Origin of the sequence: Paenibacillus sp. HWE-109 (assembly GCF_022163125.1) — a bacterium.
Lineage (GTDB): Bacteria > Bacillota > Bacilli > Paenibacillales > NBRC-103111 > Paenibacillus_E.
The window spans coordinates 2814542-2836782 of record NZ_CP091881.1; the positions used below are offsets into that span (position 1 = coordinate 2814542).

The following is a 22241-nucleotide window of genomic DNA, read 5'->3' on the forward strand; positions in this document are numbered from 1 at the left end:
AGATATTTTCACACGGAATCCGATTCCACAATTAACGGTATGTGCACTTCAACGATCATACCATCTCCGGGTGAACTGAAAAAATGCAATCCGAATGCTTCACCATAGTATAATTTGATACGCTCCTGAACGTTGCGAATCCCATATCCACTGCCGGTGGGATTTATGATCTTGTTGCCGGAACGAAGTGCTTCCAGATGCATATCGTCCATCCCAACGCCATCGTCAATGACAGACAGGACGATCCGATCTGCATGGCGTTCGCAGGTTACCGTAATGCCTCCCTCACGGTTCTCATTCCTTAAAATGCCATGTAGAATGGCATTCTCGATGATTGGCTGAAGAGTTAGCTTTGGAATGAGTCCCTGTTGAAATGCCTCATCGACCTGCAAGTTAAGCTCGATTCTTTGTTCGAAACGAATGTTTTGGATTTCAACATAATAGGTGACCAGCTTCAATTCCTGCCCAATTGTTATGATATCCTGCCCGTTGCTCAGCGTGAGTTTATAGTATCCGGCTAGCGACTGTACAATTGTTGTGATTTGATCGTACATCCCGAATTGAGCCATCCAATTGATTTGATCCAGTGTATTGTATAAGAAGTGAGGATTGATTTGGGATTGAAGAGCCTTTAATTCAGATTTGATTGCCTTCACTTCTATATCCTTTAACAATGCCAGCTTTTGCGACATATAGTTATAGCTTTGGATGAGTTCTCCGACCTCATCATCTCCTGATGGCTTTACGATAGGCTCAAGAATTCCAGCCTCCATGGCCTTCATCTTTTGACTTAAGTGAGTAATCCGCCTTGTCATATGAAGGGAGATGAAATGGGCAAGTCCGATGGCTAGCAGTCCGACGGCAAGCAAACTAACAAGAAGCTCCTGTTGGAGGCGTGTGCTTGTTGACACAATCTCCTGATGTGGAATCACCGTAACCATAGTCAGGTCAGTTTGCGGAATTTGCAATTGGTGGAATTCTAGCCTTTTGCCCTTTATGAGCTGCGTATTATTGCTGTTGGCAGGCTGGAATATTGGAGGTGCGGTGCCTTCAGCAGGAAGATATTGCTCCAGGAGTGCATCATCCGAAGCGATCAAAACCAGGCCATCACTACTCTGCAAGTAAGTTAGACTATTCTTCACGGTGTTGGCACGAGAAACGATTTCTTTGAGCATTCGTTCATCCATGTCCAAACGCAGAATTCCGATGGTTTCGTTATAGTGATCGGGATGGCGAATGAGGCGGACAAGCGATATGACTGGAGTCGTATCGGTCGTTTTACTTGGGTAATCGAGTGAGGAGAACCACATGAGCTTCACCCTCGAAGTAACCAATTTGGCATACCATGTCGTGCTCTGCGCTTCTTGTAATGGGAATATGCTGCTGCCTTCATTGGCGAACAGGAAACCGTCCGGTAAATAGAGTCGAATCTTACTTACATCTGTGCCATCGCGGAAGGAAGAAAGAAACTGAACCAGCTTATTTCCGTCTTGCAACTGATCTTGGAGTTGGTAATCGGCCACGTTGGTGGTCAGTATGCGAGTCATTTGAACCTCGTCCAGTGCGATTAGATCTGAAACGTCGGTTATGCGATTCAGTTTATAAGCTAGAAAGGAATGCGTTTGGCTAAAACTTTGATCCAATGAAAAGCTGACCATTTCCTGAATAATGCCAGCCACCCTCCCGGATGCATAGAATTGGAGATAGAGAATCGGAAGCAGGATGAGCAGCAGGTAAGAAAGAAGCAACTTTTGTTTCAATCTCAGCTTTAGTAGAATGCGATTGAAGATATTAGACATCGGCAAGCCGCTTCCTATATTCCGAAGGCTGCAGGCCGGTTATTTTTTTGAATATTTTGCTGAAATATTCGCCGTCCCCATATCCCACCTGCAAGGCGATATCAAACAGCTTGAGCTCCCTGTTGATCAAAAGCTCTTTGGCCCGATCAATTCGATATTCCGACAGGAAATGCTTGATCGTCATGCCGGTACCTTCTTTAAAAACGAAACATAAGTGGGGGACTGTCACACCTACAAACTCGCTGATTTCGTTCAGGGACAGCTGACGATTGGGGTAGTTTCTCTCGATATAAAGCGTCACATACCGGATGATCGAGTTACCTTTGCGAGCTTCCAAATAATCAAAAAGCACATCTAGTTCATCGTTCAGGAGCTGAGCTAGATCGTCCAATGTCTGACAAGCGTACAATCGCTCTGCGTATTTAATGACAGACGCCTCCTGTTTCAAGGAAGGAATACCGCTTTCTTTGCCGACTTGTTGAACCGTTTGATAGAGCTGCAAATAAATGCCTTTGGTATAACTCACAGATGTATTTGGATATTTCCGAATGTCATTCATCAAATCCGCCAGCCAGTTCTTTGCCTGAGTGGCTCCATCTTGTTGAAGGGAGAGGGCAAAAGCTCCAGCACGCTTGTCGTCAAAAAAGAAAGCATCGGTGTAGGAATGATCGGACATCTTCCAAATAATGGTATTCGACGGCTCGTAAAAGCTTCTTTGAAGATGGATCACCGCGGATAAATAGGAGGTATACAACTGATCTATACCATGAACTTGTTGGCCAACTGCCATGTGGAAGCCCGGATGTTTGGGTAAACAATGGGATACATCACGGACCCATCGATGAACATTATCCTCGAAGGAGTCATCTTTCTCGAAACGAGAGATCAAATGGATGACGACATGAAAGTCGTCTTTCATCATATTAAAACAAATCAAACCTACCGTCTGTGCAGCCGATTCAAGCTTGTGCAGAAGGCTCTCGGGCTGTTCGATAGGATGATGCCATTTGAGAATGGAGGACATACAGGAACTGGAATCCCACAGTTGCGACCCGATTAACGGGAATAATCGAGCAAGCTTGTCTGCCTGATAGTGGGGAGAACAAAGCAGTGCGGCTATTTCCCGTTTGATTAGAGGTATGCTTTCTTCCTCGCCCATGTCGGTTTGCCGGTCTTTCTTGATCATGCTGGAAGCGTTGAGGATAGCTTTGCCCAGTTCGTCTGGATGGATGGGCTTTTCTACATAATCAACGGCTTGCATGGAAATAGCGGCTTTCAGGTACTCTTTGTCCGAGAATCCGCTCATAAAGATGATGCAAACTTTCGGACAAAACATCCGAATGCAGCGCGCTGCTTCAATTCCATCCATACGGGGCATTCGAATATCGGTAAGCAGGATGTCGGGGCGGAACAGCTCGGCGATCCGAACAGCATCACGGCCATCATCTGCCTGCATCACTTCATCGATACCATATTGTTGCCAGTCGGTCTTCATCAGTATCCCTTTGCGAATCAATTGTTCGTCATCCACAAGCAAAAGCTTCATGAAGATCCCCCTTACAGTACACCATAGTTGATAATTTCATTATAATAGGATTCTTGCGAATGCAACACGGAATCTTAATTCTAGACATGAAATCGAAAAATTGAGGGGGCTTTCTAACTTACATGGTCGAAATTGTACAAGCAAGAAGTCAAAAACGGAGTAGTGATTTTCCTGACCAGTCACTATGATAAATATATTATTCTTGTTAACAGGCGAAGCCAGCAGATTGCTGGCTTTTTTTATTCGCATATTCCGTCAATAATGAGTAGAGAACAATATGAACAGGAGGAGCATGCATGACAAGCCGTTTTTTCCGAATTCCTTTCAATTCCATTCGTTTCAAGCTGATCGTCGGCGTGGTGCTGATTACAGTGCCGCTGAGCTTGCTGCTCATTTATACCAACTATTATGCGATAGGCGTTGTTCGGAGCCAAGTGGCCGATTCCAACAAAAAAATGATGTCTTTGTATATGGGACAAATCGATGAGCAATTACGGTTTGCCGAATCGTCTTTAATGGGCTTGACGATCGCTGAAGCCGATTTTACCGGTATTGAGAACAAAGTTTCGGAGAGTGATCGCTACTTCGCTCTAAGAAGATTATCTAATCGGATTACTGAAAATATGTTGAATTTCAAATCGGTGGACGGTTTTTTCATTTATTCGGCTCCTAATCAATATTACATGAATGCCTTCCGGGAAGTTACGAGTTATGCGGAACGCGAATCGGTCAGAAACTTTATTGAGGATGAAACGGGGAAGGCAGCGCCCAATTTACCGATTAATCGTTGGTACGTGCAGGAAATTGGAGAAAAATATTATTTGTTGCGTACGATCAAGGTTAGCAATACGTATGTGGGTACTTGGATTTTATTCGACAATTTGATGATGCCGCTAAATCTTATCGGACTAGGAGATAAAGGAGCTGTTTTATTTACAACGAATGATGGCGTGCCTTTGGTGAATGCGGAAATTGTTAAAAATAACCGGCTTGATGTCAACAAAAATCTGCAACACTATTATTTAACCGGAGACGATCACCGTTATTTGGTTGTCGGCGAAAAGTCGGCTGTGGGGAATTTCAACTTGATCGCCCTCATCCCAGATGAACAAATTCTGAAAAATCTACCGATCCTCCGAAACATTGTTAATTTCATTCTCGTCGGCGTTCTCATCTTATTGCCCGTCTGTTTGCTGCTTCTACGAAAAACGGTGCTTCTTCCAATCAATCGCCTAATTTCGGCGATGAAGCGGATTAAGGACGGCAATTTGGATATGCGGATTCAATCCTTTCGGACTTCAGATGAATTTCAGCTTGTCTATGAAACCTTTAATACTATGATGTCACAAATTCAAGAATTGCGGATCCATGTCTATGAAGAGCAGATGAACAAGCAAAAGGCGGAGCTTCAGCATTTGCAGCTGCAAATCAATCCGCATTTTTATTTGAATTCGCTTAATATTATGCACACGCTCGCGCGCGCCAAAAATTATGCGCTGATTGAAGAGATGGCGCTATGTTTGGTTGGTTATTTCCGCTATATGTTCCGAAGCAATTTGACCTTTGTCTCCGTACAAGAAGAATTACAGCATGTTCGTAATTATTTGCGTATTCAGGAGCTGCGTTTCCCGAATCATTTACAGTGTACGATTCAGGTTCCTGACTATTTGCTGCGTACCCCGATCCCCCCGCTTGTCGTTCAAACTTTTGTGGAAAATGCGATCAAGCATGCGGTAACGATGGACGAACCGGTTCTGTTGACGATCGACATGGAACTTGACGATGCGGCTGCGGCCCCCACTCTGCAAATAACGATACAAGATACGGGACCTGGATTTCCAGAGGACGTGCTGGAGGAAATTCGCAGTGGAATCCAGATGACGAGTGCACAAGGTGAACATATCGGCATTTGGAATGTTCAACAAAGGTTGTTGTTGTTGTACCAGAGCCGCGCTGACATCTTATTTGCCAATGTGGCTTCTGGTGGTGCTGTCATTGTTATTACACTGCCACTTACACCGGATATGGGAAAAGGAGAGCGATTATGATGCAGCTGCTTATTGTAGACGATGAAATTTTGTTCGTGGAAGGTCTTAAATCAGATTTACACTGGGAGACGTTCGGGGTTTCAACCGTCCATACGGCTTATAATATTAGGCAAGCGAAAGAAGTTTTTGAGAATCATCCCATCGATATGATGCTTTGTGACATTGAAATGCCGCAAGGCAGCGGCCTGGATCTCTTGATATGGGTAAGGGAACACTATCCAAAAACGGAATCGATATTCTTAACTTGTCATGCTGATTTTAAATTTGCGCAGCAAGCCATTCAGCTTGGCTGCTTTGATTATTTATTGAAACCAGTTACTCTTGCTCAGCTGGAAGAAGTGATTGTGAAAGCAGGGGCCAAAATCAATAAAGAAAGCGAACTGCAGCAATACAGCCGTTACGGCCAATTTTGGGTCCAGCATCAGCCGATCCTGATTGAGCGGTTTTGGCTTGATATTTTGCATGAAACCATACCGTCAAATCTGGAAGCTATTCGAGCGTCTGCCGCGGAGCGCAATATCCCCTTTTCCGAGGAAATGAGGTTCTTGCCAGTTCTGATCAGCATACAACGTTATCATAAAGAGTTGAGTTTACGTGATGAGAAGATTCTGGAATATGCCATTCAAAACAGCGCCGAAGAAATGATCGTTGAACAAAAAGAAAAGGGACAAGTTCTGTTGTTGGGCAGCCAAAATCTGCTTGCAATCGTGTCTTGGGATCAAGAAGCTGAACCGGAGATGGAGCGATTGAAACAAAAGTGCGAAGCTTTCATCGCTTCCTGCAGAAGCTTCTTCTATTGCGATATCTCCTGCTATATCGGGAATCGGGTGTTCGTGCATGAACTGCCATCGATGGTTCACGAGCTGTCTCATCGCGAGAAAAGCAATGTTGCCTATAACAATACAATTTTCATGCTATCTGATAAAAAACAATCCTCCAAGCAAGTTGCAATGCCTAATCTGCCTGTGTGGTCGGTCATGTTGAAGGAAGGTTCAATGTCGAAGGTTCTAGCGGAGGCTGAGCGATATTTGGAGAGTTTGATGCAGACAGGAGAACTGGATGCAAGGATATTGCATCAATTTCACCACGATTTCCTGCAAATGCTGTATCACGTCATTATGCTGAAAGGCATTCAAGCACGCGAGCTGTTAAGTGATGCTGTTTCGATTGAGCTTGCACCGCGTGCTACACGTTCTGTAACGGATACGATGGCATGGATCAAGCACATCATGGAGAGATCTCTACAATACGTGAAAACGATTGAGCAAACGCAGTCTGTTGCGGAACGTGTTAAAAATCATATTGCTCTTCACTTGAATGAACAGGAGCTTTCACGCGAGGAAATTGCTAATTATGTCTATTTGAACCCGGATTATTTGGATCGCATTTTCAAAAAAGAAACCGGTGTATCTGTTACTGAATATTTGGTTCAGGAGCGTATGGGAATGGCCAAGGAGCTGTTGTCCAAAAGCGGCATGTCGATCAGCAGCATCGCCGCGCATGTCGGGTACTCGAATCTTGCGCATTTCTCCAAACGATTCAAAAGTGTGGCAGGGATGAATCCGAATGATTATCGACAGCAGCATGGTCGGAATGATACAAACGGAAAGTCGAAAACGGAGTAGTGACCGTTGTACTGGGTACTTATAATGAAAATTGTATCGGAGAACAACACATAAAAGGAGATAACCATGAAGAAAAGATTGAGTTTCTTAAGTTCGATTGTCGCATTGACGGTTATTGTTTCAGGTTGCGGTTCCGAGAATGATGCAGCAAGTCCCAAGAAGCAGGACGACAAGAAGACCGAAGCGCCATATGAGCTTACAGTGGCATTCCCAGTTAAAGGTGCCATTCCGAAAGACATGCAGTTGGTGAATGACGAAATTAACAAGATTGCCAAAGAGAAAATCAACGCCACCGTGAAGCTCCTGCCGATCAGTTACAGTGCCTATGTGAATCAAATGAATTTGATGATGACCGGCGGTGAAAAGCTCGATTTAATGGTGGAATGGGGAGCGTTTTACTCCAACTATATTGCCAAAGGACAATTGCTTGCACTTGATGATTTACTCAACAAATACGGCAAAGATGTTTCAGAATCATTAGGGCCTGTATTTCTAAATGCCCCGAAAGTGAAGGGTAAAATTTATGGCGTGCCGACCATTCGTGATTTAGCGCAAGATTACGGCTTTATCTTGAGAAAAGACTTGGTGACCAAATACAACATAGATTTGAGTAATGTGAAAAAATTGGACGATCTTGAAAGTGTGCTAAAGGTGCTTAAAGAAAACGAGCCGAGCATGGCTCCTATGACGAATAAGGTGACTAGTTCCCTATACGGTTCGTTTAGCACTAGAGATTCTTTGGGCGACGATTTAGGGGTGCTCCTGAATAATGGACAAGGCGAGTTGAAAGTCGTGAACTGGTACGAGACTCCTGAATATGCCGACATGGTGAAACTCATGAGAAAATGGAACCAAGCGGGATACGCGATTAAAGATGTCGTGACAAATAAAGAAAGTGAAAACACCATTATTAAAGCAGGTAAAGCAGCAGGGAATCTAACACATATGAAACCGGGCTTTGCTGAGCAGCAGTCGAAAATAATCGGTACTGAAATGACCTCGGTCAAACTTGCTCCAGCTGCTGCGAATACAAGTACGGTAAATAGCGTAATGTGGGGAATTTCCCAAGGCTCCAAAAATCCCGAGAAAGCTATGCAATTCCTTAATCTGATGTACGCTAACAAAGAGATTGTCAATTTGTTCTCTTGGGGTATCGAAGGCAAGCATTATATCAAAAAGCAAGACGGTTTGATCAGCTACCCTTCAGGAGTAGATGAGAATAATACAGGTTACGCTTTGAACCAAGGGTTTATGTTCGGTAATTCGTTCCTTGCCGATGTATGGGAAGGTAATGACAAGAATATATGGCAGGAAACGAAGAAGTTCAACGAAAGTGCAACAAGATCGAAAGCACTTGGGTTCACGTATGACAACACGTCGGTGAAGACAGAAGTTGCCGCTGTAAGCAACGTCGTGAATCAGTACCGATTAGGGCTGGAGGATGGAGCCTTCGATCCGGATAAAGAACTGCCTAAGTTCATTTCGGAGCTGAAAGCTGCTGGAATCGATAAAATTATTGCTGAAAAGCAAAAACAGTTGGATGTTTGGGCCAAAGAAAATAACGTGAAGTAAGCGAAATATCAGTGAAATTCAGGAGGATATGATGGAAACTGCCTACAAGCAAAGAGTAGAGGAAATAGAGCACAGAACCAACTTGCGTAATTTAGGTGGATATCACACGACAGATGGAAGGACAATCAAGCCTAATCTATTGTTCCGTTCCGCAGAGCTAGCGGAAATGAACGGAGCAGATATTGCTTACCTGCAAGAAAACGGTTTGCGTTATATTTGCGATTTCCGTTCGGAAGGTGAACAAAGAGCTAAGCCGAACCCAGTCGTCACTGGTGCAGAAGACATTCATATTTCCGTACTTGGTGGAGTTGTAAATCCACAAGAAATGTTTGAAGTGATTATGAAAATGGACATATCTGAGTTCAAGGGAGATTGGCTGGAAAACGTATATGTACAGTTTGTCTCTGATCCAGTCGCTCAGGCTGCTTATCGCCGATTTTTTGATCTGGTGCTGCAGGCAGAAGGCAGTCCGCTGCTCTGGCACTGTGCAGCAGGTAAAGACCGAACGGGTTTTGCTGGAGCCATCCTGCTTCTTGCATTAGAAGTGCCGATGGAAACCGTCATGGAAGATTTCTTAAGAAGCAATAATAACCGGAAAGAAGCGATAGAGCACATGCTTAGCTCGATTCAAGAAAGGCTAGGAGATGACGTGAAGCTTGCAAAGGTTAGGGAAATGATGGCTGTAAAGCAGGAATACTTGACTACGGCACTAAATGAAATCCAAATGAACTATGGGACGATGGAAACTTATATGGAAGAAGTGCTCGGCTTGACGCCTGAGGCGCGAGAAAAATTGAAAAGCTTTTATTTAGAGTAAAAGTGATATGGCCAAATTTGTCATAAGAGATGAGGAACGATACATGGTTGATTTGCAGGCAAAACCTTTTCATCTGGATGACGAGGGGATGAAGTGGGTCAAGGATACTTTGGCCGCCATGGATCTTACAGCTAAGGTTGGACAGTTGTTTTGCCCAATTGGATTCACCGATGACAAAGAGCAGCTAGCGAAGCTGACGCAAAAGATGAGGATTGGCGGCATCCTGTATCGGCCTGGACCCGGGGAGAAAGTTCAGGAAACGCATCGCTTTTTGCAGGATACATCGGAAATTCCTCTCCTTATTGCGGCTAATCTGGAAGCAGGGGGCAACGGCTCCACTGTGGATGGTACTTTTTTCGGTAAGCAATTACAAGTTGCTGCTACGGATAATACGGAAATGGCCCGCAGACTCGGTGTCATTGCAGCTCGGGAAGGCAGCGCAGTAGGCGCAAACTGGGCGTTCGCGCCAGTTGTGGATATCGACATCAACTTCCGCAATCCAATCACCAATGTGAGAACGTTTGGTTCTGATCCAGACCGGGTTGCTCGTATGAGCAAAGCTTATACAACTGCGGTTCAGGAGCTTGGCATGGCTGTATCGATTAAGCATTTCCCAGGCGACGGCGTGGATGAACGCGATCAGCATTTGGTAACGTCGATCAACTCGTTATCGGTTGAGGAGTGGGACGCTACGTTCGGCAGCGTGTATCAAGATTGTATTGATGCCGGAGCCTTGAGCGTAATGGTCGGACATATCGCTCAGCCTGCGTACAGCAGGCAGCTTCGTCCAGAGATCCCAGATTCGGACATTATGCCTGCAACTTTGGCGCCGGAGCTGCTGAACGATCTGCTGCGAGGAAAACTCGGATTCAATGGGCTTATTACGACGGATGCTACGCCTATGGCCGGATTTATGATGGCGATGAAGCGGGAGACAGCCGTTCCGGCTTCGATTGCTGCAGGCTGCGATATGTTCTTGTTTAATAAGAGTATCGAGGAAGATTTTTTCTTCATGATGAAAGGGATCGAGACGGGCATCCTGACCGTGGAGCGGGTGGATGAAGCGGTGACACGCATTCTTGGTGTTAAAGCGTCGCTTGGCTTGCATAAGATGAAGCGGGAAGGGACACTTGTGCCGGGCGTAGAGGCGCTATCCGTTCTGAAATGCGACGAACATCTGAGATGGGCAGAGGAGTGTGCTGATCAATCGGTCACGCTCGTGAAGGACACGCAGCAATTGCTGCCCATAAGCCCAGACCATCACAAGCGTATTCTACTGTTCTCTCTTGGCGGCGAGGACGGCTTGTTCAAATCAACGAACATTGCACCTTACTTCATTTCCAAAATGGAAGCGGAGGGCTTCGAGATCAAGATATTTGATTCGAAAAATTTCGATTTCAGAACGATGTTTGCTGGAGTGAAGGCGATGAGTGATCAGTATGATGCTGCTATCTACTTCTCCAATTTTGAGACTCACAGCAACCAAACTACTGTCCGCATTAACTGGGCGCCTCCTTATGGTCTAGATATGCCGTGGTTTATTCAGGAACTGCCAACGATGTTCATTTCCGTAGCTAATCCGTACCATCTGCTGGATGTACCGCGCATCCCAACGTTTATTAATGCGTATTCAGCCAGCGAGCATGTCGTGGACGCGATTATTGAGAAGCTGCTGGGACGCTCCTCCTTCAAGGGGATTAACCCAGTAGATCCATTTTGCGGCTATTGGGATACTCGTCTGTAAGCAATACGCGTAAGCCGGACGATGAAAGGGGATTTCTACCATGTCGATACTAGCAGTCATTTTTGATTTGGACGGCGTGCTTGTGCATACAGATCAGTATCACTACCAAGCATGGAAGCGTATGGCGGACGAAGAAGGCATTGTATTCGAGGAGTCCGCGGGTGACCGACTGCGTGGCGTTAGCCGTATGGAGAGCTTGGAAGTTATTCTGGAGAAGAGCGGCAGAACGTATACAAACGTTGAAAAAGAGGCACTCGCCGAGCGGAAGAACGGCTACTACCGTGAACTGCTTGAGCAATTGACGCCAGCAGATGCGGCGCCTGGTTCACGCGAACTCCTTGCTGCTTGCACGGAGCAGGGGATTAAAGTTGCGATTGGATCATCCAGTAGGAATACGCCAGTCATTCTGGAAAGGCTTGGCCTTACGCACCTGTTTGAAGCTGTGGCAGATGGCAATGAGATCGTCAATAGTAAGCCGGATCCTGAAGTATTTCTACTCGCAGCGAAGAAGCTTGCCATAGATCCCAAATATTGTATTGTCGTTGAAGATGCGGAGGCTGGCCTAATCGCTGCTAAGCGTGCCGGCATGAAGACAGCTGCCACGGGTACAGCTATTAAGAGTGCGAGAGCAGACCATCATCTTCATCGTTTGGAAGAGCTGACAGCTGTAATCTGGGGTTAAATAAACATAGGGGAAGAAGGAGCGGACGGTGGCTCCTTCTTTTTTTACCATATATGAAGGTGTGCGAAGCTTGCCCCGGCTACCTCGCTCTGAGATAAGGGAACGTCAATCCGCTATTATAGTAAAAAGTGGAATTTTATCTAGATTGAGGGAACTATAGGGCGTTATTCTGCTGTTTGATGGGAAATTCAGCACTTTTCGTGGAAATAAGGCCCTGTAGTTCCGCTATTACCCTAGGATCCCTGTTATATGCCTAAATAGCGCCCTAGAGTTCCCTTAACAGGATTTGTTTTTTTTAAGAGGCTAATCTCTCAGGGGGCGAAGCTGGTTTTCTCCTATTAAACGTCTCATTTTACATAGGGAGAGAATGGCTGGTCGGAATCGTACAAACGGGAAGTCGAAAACGGAGTAGTGACGGTCCCGGCTACTTCCTATAATGAGAGTGTAAGCAACCAATAGATGCCATGAAGTGGAGGAAGTGTGCATGATGACACAAGCAATAACGAATAAATCCTCAACCAGTAATAGGCGCAGCAGGTGGAAAAATTATTTTCCACTTTACCTTTTGATGATCCCAGGCGTGCTTTACTTGCTCATTAACAATTATGTACCGATGTTCGGTGCTATCATCGCGTTCAAAGATATCAATTATCAGGCAGGTATTCTCGGCAGCGATTGGATCGGCTTTAAAAATTTTGAATATTTATTCAAAACGAAAGATGCCTTAATCATTACACGCAATACGATTCTGTACAATTCGCTTTTTATCGTTGTACACACAGTAATTGCTATATTTGTGGCAATTTTACTGAATGAAGTGAAGAAGAAATTTTTATCCCGTTTTTATCAAAGTGTCATTCTGCTTCCATATCTGATTTCTATGGTTATTGTCAGCTATCTCGTCTATTCCATGTTAAGTGTCGAATCAGGGTTGATGAACAAGGCCATTCTTCCGCTGTTCGGAATTGACAGCATTTCTTGGTATTCAGAAGCGAAGTACTGGCCGTACATTCTGACACTGGTGCATATTTGGAAAGGTGTCGGATTCCTATGCGTCGTTTATTTAGCTTCCATCATCAGCATCGACACGGAGTATTACGAGGCAGCGACACTGGATGGCGCTTCAAGATGGTATCAGATTCGCTCCATTACCATTCCTTTGATCATGCCTGTCATTATTATGATGACCATGATGGCGATCGGACGCATTTTTTATTCGGATTTCGGCCTGTTTTATCAAGTGCCAATGGACTCGGGCGCATTGTCCAAAACGACAAATGTCATTGATACCTACGTGTATAGAGGCCTGATGAACCTCGGGGATATCGGGATGTCATCGGCAGCCGGTTTGTACCAATCGCTTGTCGGATTCGTGTTGGTTATCGTATCCAACTATGCGGTGCGCAAATTCAGCAAAGACAATGCCTTATTTTAGAGGGGGAAAAGATTCATGGCACAAGATAGTAAAGCACTGCAGTGGACTACTCATATTGTTCTGATCGCATTATCCGCTGCAAGCCTTCTGCCTTTTTTACTGCTCATCATGTCCTCCATTTCAAGTGAGACAAGCATTATTCAACATGGATACTCTCTATTTCCGCAAGAATTTAGTTCCAAAGCGTATGTGTATTTACTGAATCACTGGCAAGAGTTGGGCCGCGCGTATGGGATTACCGTGTTCATTACGGTGGTGGGCACCACTGCAAGCTTATCCATCACGTCGATGCTGGCGTATCCGATTTCCCGTCAAGATCTGCCATGGAAGAAATTTTGGGCATTCTTTGTTTTCTTTACACTTTTATTTAATGGGGGCCTTGTCCCTACGTACTTGATTTATACGCAGGTTTTGCATGTGAAAAATACGATTTGGGCGCTGCTTATTCCTGGACTGCTCATGAACGGATTTAACGTCCTGCTCGTCCGCACCTTCTTCATGACATCCATTCCGCCAGCGCTTATCGAAGCGGCCAAAATCGATGGGGCGGGAGAGATTAAAACGTTCTACAAAATTGTTCTCCCGCTGTCGGTACCGATCATGGCGACCATCGGTCTTTTCGAGGCCATCCTGTATTGGAACGATTGGTTTAACGGATTGACTTATGTGACCAACCCTAAGCTGTTTAGCATTCAGAATATTTTGAATCGGCTCATTCAAGACGTCCAATTTTTGAGCAGCAACTCCGACATGGCATCGGGCGTGGGGGCGAAGGTCGCAGAGCTTCCGAGCACATCGGTAAAAATGGCGATTGCTGTCGTCGGCGTACTTCCGATTCTGGTGGCGTATCCGTTTTTCCAAAAGTACTTCATCAAAGGGATTACAATTGGTTCTGTGAAATAATGGGTAATGATGGGAGGATGAGGCTATGAAAGCGGTCATGATCATGTTCGATTCTTTAAATAAACATATGCTGCCGAATTATGGCTGCGATTGGATTCACGCTCCCCACTTTCAACGTCTGTCTGAACGGACGATGACATTTGACAAATGCTACGCGGGCAGCTTGCCCTGTGTGCCGTCACGGCGTGAGATTCATACAGGACGTTACAACTTTTTGCATCGAAGCTGGGGGCCGCTTGAGCCTTATGACGATTCGATGATCGATTTACTTCGGAAAAGCGGTGTGTATACGCATTTAACGACCGATCATACTCATTATTTCGAGGACGGGGGAGCTACGTATCACACGAGGTACAATTCTTGGGAATTTGCCCGCGGTCAAGAGGGAGATCCGTGGAAAGGAAACGTCGAGGATCCACACATTCCGGAAAGCTTGAGCGGTCCCAAGCAGGGTGATTTATGGAGACAGGATTGGGTGAATCGGAAATATTTGGATAGTGAAGAGAAGATGCCACTGGCAGTAACATTTAACCGGGGTATTGAATTCATTGAGAAGAACCACGATCAAGACCGCTGGTTTTTGCAAATCGAAGCTTTCGATCCGCATGAGCCTTTTTTTACCCATTCCAAATATAAGGATTTGTATCCTCATGATTATCAAGGCAAACATTACGACTGGCCGGATTATTCGAAAGTCACACAACAGCCGGAGGAAGTTCAGCATATGAAATACGAATATGCGGCGCTCGTCAGCATGTGTGACGAATATTTGGGTAAAGTGCTAGACGTCTTCGATCAGTACAACCTTTGGAAAGATACGCTGCTAATCGTGAATACCGATCATGGATTTTTGCTAGGTGAACATCGCTGGTGGGGGAAAAACATCCAACCTCTCTACAATGAGATCACGAACCTCCCGCTATGTATCTGGGATCCCAGATACGATGTGCGAAGCAGGAGAACAGACGCACTCGTTCAAACGATCGATCTTCCTCCAACGCTGCTCGAGTTTTTCGAGGTAGACATTCCTGCCGATATGCAGGGCAGTTCCATCCGCCCGATTATCGAATCGAATAGTCCCATTCGTGTAGCTGCTTTATTTGGCATACATGGCGGTCAAATTAATTGCACCGATGGAAGGTACGTGTACATGAGGGGACCTAAGGACATAAACAACGGCCCGCTGTATGAATATACGCTGATGCCGACGCACATGCATCATATGTTCAATCCGAAAGAGTTTGCCGGAATGGAACTCGCCGCTCCGTTTTCGTTCACGAAAGGGTGTTCCGTGATGAGGCTCCTAGCCTCAAACTTTTTGAACCCGTACCTATACGGTGATTTATTGTTTGATCTTGAAACCGATTCGTCACAAGAGACCGTCATAGCTGATCCGGTGGTGGAGGTGACCATGATCGGCCATATCGCAAGGCTAATGCGAGAGCATGATGCACCAACCGAGCAGTATGAGCGTATCGGAATTCCGAAGGACGGAATGGTGACGGTAGAAGAACTTGAACAGGAAAAAGAAATGAAGCGGAGACAAAACGAAGTTGATTTGGGGCTAAATGAGCGATGGGGCGTGAAGTCGAAAGAAGCCTTTTTCACCCTGAGCTGCCTGACGCCGAATCCGATGCGATCGATGCTGAACGCGAAGCTTGCGTTGATAGTGCAGAGAAAGGCTTCACCGGAAGTAAGTGAAGATGACGTTCTCCAACTTGCTACGAGTTTGTTTGGCAATCACGCGCCTAGGCTTGCTGGTTTTCTGAAAATGTTATTGACGTAATGGACAAGGCAGGCCCTATGCCAAGTGTCGAGAGACAAGAAAATAAACCAAAAAAACCGCAGAAATTGCGGTTTTTTTGGTTTTATCGGAACAAATTCTATTCATTGCAGGAATCCAGCGTATTATCAACAGGGGTGTTAGTTCCCAAAGCAGCTTTTTGCCGGTAATCGTTCGGTGTTACCCCATTTGTTTTCTTAAACACTTTGAAGAAATAAGGGCTGCTGGCAAAGCCGACTTGTTCCGCAATGTCGTTGATGGACGCGTTGGAATAGGCCAGTAGTTCCTTGGCTTTGTCGATGCGTACCTCAAGGATATAATCCGGAATCGATTTGGCCGTCATTTTCTTGAATAGCCTTCCCAAGTAGGCTGGAGACATGCCAACGGTATCGGCCACACTCACAAGGGATAGGTTGGGATCCATGTATTGTTCCTGTACGAGTGAGATGACATTGGATGAAAGCTCTTCATAGCGTGATTTTTTCTTGTCTTCCGGATCAGCTATCAACTGTTCGTACAGATGGAAAAAGTTTTTTTCAATCTCTTCCAGCGTCTCTAATTGATTAATTAGGGTAACAAATGGACTATTCTTGATGTCGGGAATGCGGCTGCCATTTATTCTCATGGTATCGAGACATCTACTGAATGAGAAAGCCAGATGAGTAAGGGTTAGTTGAATGGTCGGGTAGTTATTGGTTGATACAGCCTGGCTGACGATGTCCGCATAGCGCATCTTCGCTTCCTCTATTTTGCCGGAAAGCAAGGCTTCTGAGAAGACCTGCCCTTTTTGAGAGGGATACATGAAATGGTCTGATGTATCTTCACCTAGCGTCTCGACATCGATGATGCTTTGGTGACCATATACAAGTCTATACTGAGAAGCCTGCGCCGCTTCTTGGTATACCTCATGGATGCCATCACTCCAATGGAAACGAGCAGAGATGGTGGCAGTCAAGGTGAGATGGAGATAAGACTGTACAGATGCTTGCACCTGACGGATCAGCTCATACAGAGTTTGATCACAGGCTTCTCGGTCGTCATTGTCAATATTCAATATGATGACTAACTGATCGTTCTCCATATCAACAGCTTCTGGGTGGTAATGTTCAGCAATGAGTTCAGATGCGATATTCATCATAGAAAATTTCAGAAGCCTGCGGTCCGTAAAAGGATAGTCAGAACAAAACGAGACATAATGGTCGATTTGTAATAAGAGAAGCACCAAGGGCCGATCCATCCGCAGGTCAATATGAAGCTTCGTAAAATGTTTGGACAGGTTGTTGGCATTTCCTTCTGTGTCCCTTAGCAAATTTCGCAAAAACTCCTGTTTATCCTGATGAAAACGATCTCTTTTCTCGATTTGAAGCACATTCAAGTTCGTTAATGCGGTATGAATTGGCCTATAAAGCCTACGAGAAAGTACATAGGAAATCGCCATCCCCACCAAGAGGATCACAATCCCGATCAGCAGAGTCAACTGCTTCATGCGATCAATTTTGGCGATAATGCGTTCGTACGGAATCGTACGGATAAACGTCCAATCCAGTGCATCGTTGGAGACATAAATGACCAGTGACTTCACGCCGTCCACATTGTCCACGAAATAACCGGATTGCTGATCGGACTGACGAATCTGCTGAATATAAGTTTGATCGGTTATATCGGTAAACATGGGCATCTGCTGGTTGCTGATAATCAAATGACCTTTGGCATTAATGATGAAAGTGTTACTTGGCGCTCCAGCATCCAACGCCTGAATCGTATCGCGCATCCACTGCTCAGAGATATTTAGAACAACGACACTGTCTAGTTTCTCACTGTTCCCAGGTAGGTCGTGAAACAAATAGGTATACACGCTGACCATCTTTGTTTCACCACCGGCAGACCTTTCTGGAATTAAGCGAGGAATGGGGCTGAACTCTTTATAGCTTCGAAAATTTTGGATGAGAGACAATGCTTCTTTATCAATGAACGTCGTTTTGCTTTGAACAGTTTCGTCGATAACCGGGGATGTAATATAAAATGTTTCCGATTTATCGTTATAAATGTAGATAGAGTGAATAAATGGTGTGATGTACCGATACGTGTGTAATTTGTCTAAAGCACTATTATTCTCAACCGGATTACGGGAAGGGTAATACAACAGCTGTGCGATGGCTGGGTCGGAATACACGAGGAGAGCCAGCGTCTGGGCAGAATCATTCATAAACTTAACGCTGAAGCTAGCTTGGGACAAGCTCGTTTTCTCCGAATCGTTAATATGAGAGAAGATGACCTTAACAAAATTCATATACAGGATCAATGAAACAACAAAAAGAGTAACGACAATAGAGACGACAAGTGATAAAAGCAGCTTGGCGTAAAGACGATTTGTGTTAGTGGAAGCTGTTTGTTCTGTCATCATGTCCATACCTCCACTATCCAATAAGTTGATCTAAGTGGAACCATTATAAGCAACCGAACGGGATGCACACAACCCTTTTATTACCTGTTTATCAAATTTACAGTGATGTACGATTTTTAGAGTGGTTTTTTCATTGAAAATAGAGCGGCACACACCGATTTGCAGTTTTTTTGAGAGAAAGAAACCGTTACAGTGTTGTTAGGTAAGACGGCAGGCAGACACCGTTGACTTACAAAAGAATATGAAGGAGGAGGCAGCTTATATGAATGCAGTTGGTACCGAACCGGCTTCTAACAGGCTCCCAGATATTAAAACCGGAAGGGGAAGTATTGCACCCAAACCAAAGAATAGAGGACTTCTATATGAAATGAAAAAAAACAAAGTATTGTTTCTGATGCTGTTACCGGCCGTCATTTGGTTTATCGTCTTTGCTTATTTTCCTATGACAGGACTTGTACTAGCTTTCAAAAACTACAATTACACGGACGGTATTTTCAATAGCCCATGGGTTGGCTTTGATAATTTCAAGTTTTTGTTCGTTTCTGGGGCGATTTATCGGATAACAACCAACACCATTGTATACAATTTTGTTTTTATTGGGTTAGGCACGGTAACTCAGATTGCAGCAGCTGTCTTTTTGAGTGAAATGACGGGGAAATACTTTAAAAAATTGAGCCAATCTCTAATGTTCCTGCCTTACTTTATCTCCTATGTATTGCTTGGCGCTTTCGTGTACAATATATTCAACTTCGAATTTGGCTCTCTAAACACGTTGTTGAAAACGTTTAACCTAGCGCCCATGGATGTTTATGGCACGCCTTGGATTTGGAAATATATCATTAGCTGTTTCTATTTATGGAAATGGATCGGCTACGGATCTATCATATATCTAGCAGCAATCATGAGCATCAATAGTGAGTATTATGAAGCGGGGCGTATGGACGGAGCAACAGTCTTCCAAGAAATTCGCTACATTACGCTGCCACTTATTATGCCTACTGTAGTCATCCTGTTCTTGTTCAATATCGGTTCGCTTTTGCGAGGGCAATTTGATCTCTTTTATCAATTGATTGGTGATAACGGAAATTTGTTTGAAGCTACGGATATTATTGACACTTACGTCTTCCGGGCATTAACACGAAGCTTCGATATCGGCATGGGATCGGCAGTCGGATTTTATCAGTCGGTATTCGGCCTCCTGCTCGTTGTCACAGTCAATTACATCATCAAAAAAATCAACAGTGAATATGCGTTGTTTTAACGGAGGGAGTACACATGACTAAAGACAGAGTTGCTTTTCAAGCGATAGGGTATTTGTTTATCGGCGTGGTGGCCATCTTGTGCCTGATTCCCTTCTTGCTGCTGATATCCGCTTCGATTACCGAGAATGAGTCCATTTTCAAGGATGGTTACAGGTTGATTCCATCCAAATTCTCATTGGAGGCGTATCAAGTCATTTTCAAAGCGCCAATGGATATGCTACGCGCTTACAGCGTAACGATCCAACTGACGTTGCTTGGGACGATTACCGGTTTATTCGTCACATCCATGACGGCATACGTTCTTCAGCGGTATGATTTCAAATACCGCAATCACTTTGCCTTTTTCTTCTATTTTACAACACTGTTCAGTGGGGGCTTGATTCCGGCTTATATCCTGGTCGTTCGATATTTGCAGTTGAAAGATCACTTCCTTTCTTTATTACTGCCGGGGCTGCTCAGCGCTTGGCTGATCTTCCTGATGCGGAACTTTATAAAGACGATTCCAGATGCAATTATCGAGTCGGCCAAGATGGATGGGGCAGGCGATTTTAAGATATTCATCCGACTTATTGTGCCGCTAGCAACACCGGGACTGGCTACAATTGGATTGTTCATCGCGCTTAATTATTGGAACGATTGGTTTCACGCGATGTTATATATCGAAGATCGGAAGCTCTTTCCGCTGCAATATTTCTTGTACAACATGCTGAATAAAGCTAAGTTTGCAGAAACAGTTGTTTCCGAGGCGTCCATCGTCTTGCCAGAAGTGCCAACGGAGTCGCTCAAAATGGCTATGGCGGTTGTGGCGACGGGACCCATTGTATTCCTCTATCCATTCGTTCAGAAATATTTTGTTAAAGGGCTGACGATTGGCGCGATCAAAGGCTAAATCCGCGAAAGCGGTTGGCATATAGTTTCGATTCATTTTAAACGGGAGGCATAATCAATGAGAAGAACAAAGCGCATCAGCTCGGCCGCAGTACTACTTAGCCTTACACTTGCCATCACTGTGTTTACAGGCTGTTCGACGACAAACACAAGCAAACAAACGACCGTAAGCCCAAAGCCTATGGAAGGTCAGAAGGCCACCGAGGCAGTAGTGACAAAGCCTGAGAAGGAAGTTGAACTCACGATGTACCTGCTTGGAGATCCGCCAAAAGATCTAGAACCGGTCATGAAGGAAGTGAACAAAAAGCTAAAAAATGATATTAACGCTACCCTGAAAATCAACTATATTTCATGGGGTGACCAGAATACGAAATATCCGCTCTTACTTGCTTCTGGTGAGAAGTTTGATCTCATTTATACGTCGAATTGGGCTTTTTTCCAACAAGAGGCACCAAAAGGTGCGTTTATGGCGCTTGATGACTTATTGCCGAAGTATGCGCCAAAAACACTGAAGGAAACCCCAGCTGTGGCGTGGGAGCAATCGAAAGTTAACGGGAAAATATATATGACCCCGCAAACAGACAGTGTGCCAGGCGGACAAGGGATTATGATTCGCGAAGACTTGCGAAAGAAGTATAATGTTCCATCGATTAAAACGTTGGACGATCTAGGTGTCTATTTGGAAGCGGTTAAGAAAAACGAGCCCGATATGATTCCATATAACATAGGCGGCGTTGACAAGAATAACATTACCTACTGGGCTTTTAAGGAAAGCAAGGAAAATTGGCTGGGTGTCGGCGGAACAGGTTCAATTCCATTTTTCTATGATAACGACCATCCCGATAAGCTGTTAACCCTGTATGAGACTCCGGGATTTAACAAGTTTGCGGATCGAATGAAGGATTGGTCATCCAAGGGCTATTGGTCTAAGAGTGTATTGTCGAATCAGACCAATGCTAAGGACTCCTTCATCAATGGCAAAAGTGTGGTTGCCTACATGAACCTAATGAATGCGAAAGATGAATATAAGAAAATCATGGATAAGCATCCGGATTGGGAACTAGATTGGATTATTTATGGAGGAATGGACAAACCGATTGCAAGAAGCTCTTATATCGTCGATGGGATGGCGATTAATGCCAAAGCGGCAAATCCGGAACGCGCACTCATGCTTCTTGAATTGCTGCGTAACAATCAGGAGTATTACGACTTAACGATGTACGGGATCAAAGGTAAAAACTATGAATTAACGCCAGAGGGCAGATTGACATTGCCTGCAGGACTGAGCGCTGTGGATAACGGTCTTGCACCAGAAGCATTGGGTGGATGGGGATGGAGAGTTAAGCAATTCGTAAGAGAAGCCGATCAAGTATGGCCCAAATATGTCGACACCAAGAAGAAGTTGGAAGGCAATTTATACGATGCGAAGCTAACCAATTTCATACTGGATACTTCACCGTTCAAAGCCGAGTTGGCTGCTGTACAGGGTGTTGTCAAACAGTATGGAGAACCGATTAATTTTGGTTTAGTTGATCCACAGACGGCATTACCGTTGCTCAACCAGAAATTAAAAGAAGCAGGTTTGGAAAAAATTCGTGAAGAAATGGCCAAACAGGTTGCGCAATATTTGGCTACAAATAAGTAATCATTTAGATAAGAAAGGTTATCCTGGGATGCCTAGAGAGGTATCCTACGGATAACCGTTAGATCATGTGTCGGTAAGAAGAGAGAAG

The 22241-nt window shown here is 44.7% G+C and carries 15 protein-coding genes; 12 read left to right on the forward strand and 3 right to left on the reverse strand.

Annotated elements, in window-relative coordinates; all coding sequences use genetic code 11:
- Positions 1–8 precede the first annotated feature (8 nt).
- Together LOZ80_RS11445 and LOZ80_RS11450 are read right to left on the reverse strand one after the other, a co-directional pair.
- Complete coding sequence (locus LOZ80_RS11445; RefSeq protein ID WP_238171553.1) at positions 9–1799, reverse strand: cache domain-containing sensor histidine kinase; 1791 nt, start codon at positions 1797–1799, stop codon at positions 9–11.
- A complete protein-coding gene (locus tag LOZ80_RS11450; RefSeq protein ID WP_238171554.1) occupies positions 1792–3345 on the reverse strand; it encodes a response regulator in 1554 nt (517 codons plus the stop codon). Before LOZ80_RS11450 ends, LOZ80_RS11445 begins: the two co-directional genes overlap by 8 nt.
- A gap of 296 nt (positions 3346–3641) precedes the next feature.
- Here LOZ80_RS11450 and LOZ80_RS11455 point away from each other — a divergent pair, with 296 nt between their 5' ends.
- The 9 genes from LOZ80_RS11455 to LOZ80_RS11495 all read left to right on the forward strand — a co-directional run bounded on the left by LOZ80_RS11455 (position 3642) and on the right by LOZ80_RS11495 (position 15957).
- Positions 3642–5393 carry a sensor histidine kinase gene (locus LOZ80_RS11455; protein WP_238171555.1) on the forward strand — a complete coding sequence of 584 codons (1752 nt, stop codon included), beginning with the start codon at positions 3642–3644 and terminating at the stop codon, positions 5391–5393.
- Positions 5390–7018 carry a response regulator gene (locus LOZ80_RS11460; protein ID WP_238171556.1) on the forward strand — a complete coding sequence of 543 codons (1629 nt, stop codon included), beginning with the start codon at positions 5390–5392 and terminating at the stop codon, positions 7016–7018. The genes LOZ80_RS11455 and LOZ80_RS11460 overlap by 4 nt, the downstream gene beginning before the upstream one ends.
- Before the next feature lie 66 nt (positions 7019–7084).
- Complete coding sequence (locus LOZ80_RS11465; RefSeq protein ID WP_238171557.1) at positions 7085–8590, forward strand: ABC transporter substrate-binding protein; 1506 nt, start codon at positions 7085–7087, stop codon at positions 8588–8590.
- Between the two features lie 28 nt (positions 8591–8618).
- A complete protein-coding gene (locus tag LOZ80_RS11470) occupies positions 8619–9407 on the forward strand; it encodes a tyrosine-protein phosphatase (protein WP_238171558.1) in 789 nt (262 codons plus the stop codon).
- 7 nt (positions 9408–9414) lie between these two features.
- Positions 9415–11151, forward strand: a complete 1737-nt coding sequence (locus LOZ80_RS11475; RefSeq protein ID WP_238171559.1) for a glycoside hydrolase family 3 protein — start codon at positions 9415–9417, stop codon at positions 11149–11151.
- A gap of 40 nt (positions 11152–11191) precedes the next feature.
- On the forward strand, positions 11192–11833 hold the full coding sequence (pgmB, locus tag LOZ80_RS11480; protein ID WP_238171560.1) for a beta-phosphoglucomutase: 642 nt from the start codon (positions 11192–11194) through the stop codon (positions 11831–11833).
- A gap of 487 nt (positions 11834–12320) precedes the next feature.
- Positions 12321–13268 (forward strand): ABC transporter permease, encoded by a 948-nt coding sequence (locus tag LOZ80_RS11485; protein ID WP_238172958.1) that lies wholly within the window; start codon positions 12321–12323, stop codon positions 13266–13268.
- Positions 13269–13283: 15 nt separating this feature from the next.
- On the forward strand, positions 13284–14171 hold the full coding sequence (locus LOZ80_RS11490; protein WP_238171561.1) for a carbohydrate ABC transporter permease: 888 nt from the start codon (positions 13284–13286) through the stop codon (positions 14169–14171).
- A 25-nt stretch (positions 14172–14196) separates the two neighbouring features.
- Positions 14197–15957 (forward strand): sulfatase, encoded by a 1761-nt coding sequence (locus tag LOZ80_RS11495; protein ID WP_238171562.1) that lies wholly within the window; start codon positions 14197–14199, stop codon positions 15955–15957.
- 97 nt (positions 15958–16054) lie between these two features.
- On the opposite strand, the gene LOZ80_RS11500 is transcribed toward LOZ80_RS11495, so the two are convergent.
- A complete protein-coding gene (locus LOZ80_RS11500) occupies positions 16055–18358 on the reverse strand; it encodes a helix-turn-helix domain-containing protein (RefSeq protein WP_238171563.1) in 2304 nt (767 codons plus the stop codon).
- 262 nt (positions 18359–18620) lie between these two features.
- Between LOZ80_RS11500 and LOZ80_RS11505 the strand changes: the two genes are divergently transcribed.
- From LOZ80_RS11505 to LOZ80_RS11515, 3 genes are read left to right on the forward strand one after another with little or no spacing between them, the layout of a single operon-like run.
- Positions 18621–19619, forward strand: a complete 999-nt coding sequence (locus LOZ80_RS11505) for an ABC transporter permease (protein ID WP_238171564.1) — start codon at positions 18621–18623, stop codon at positions 19617–19619.
- Positions 19620–19633: 14 nt separating this feature from the next.
- Entirely contained in the window at positions 19634–20509 is an 876-nt protein-coding gene (locus LOZ80_RS11510; RefSeq protein WP_238171565.1) for a carbohydrate ABC transporter permease, read from the forward strand.
- Positions 20510–20566: 57 nt separating this feature from the next.
- A complete protein-coding gene (locus tag LOZ80_RS11515; protein WP_238171566.1) occupies positions 20567–22153 on the forward strand; it encodes an ABC transporter substrate-binding protein in 1587 nt (528 codons plus the stop codon).
- Positions 22154–22241 lie beyond the last annotated feature (88 nt).